Genomic DNA, 223 nt, shown 5'->3' with positions numbered 1-223 from the left:
GGCACGCGGAAAACCGCCACCGGAGCGCTCCGCCTTACGGCAAGCATACGCCAAACCTATCTTCGACGATCTGGAAGATTGGCTCGGCAGCCAATTGACACGGATATCGGGGAAGTCACCGCTGGCCGCAGCGATCCGCTATGCACTCAGCCGCCTGCCGAAAGCCCGGCCGTATCTCGACAACGGGCATCTGGAACTGGACAACAATTGCGCGGAGCGGGCA

The 223-nt window shown here is 61.9% G+C and carries 1 protein-coding gene; it reads left to right on the top strand.

Annotated features, from left to right (window positions below; all coding sequences use genetic code 11):
• On the top strand, window positions 1–223 hold a 223-nt coding region (locus tag ACXAH0_RS25355), incomplete at both ends, for an IS66 family transposase (protein ID WP_475196120.1).

Source organism: Roseibium sp. AWQ4_290 (assembly GCF_056160985.1).
This window is presented reverse-complemented; position numbering and strand designations above follow the sequence as displayed.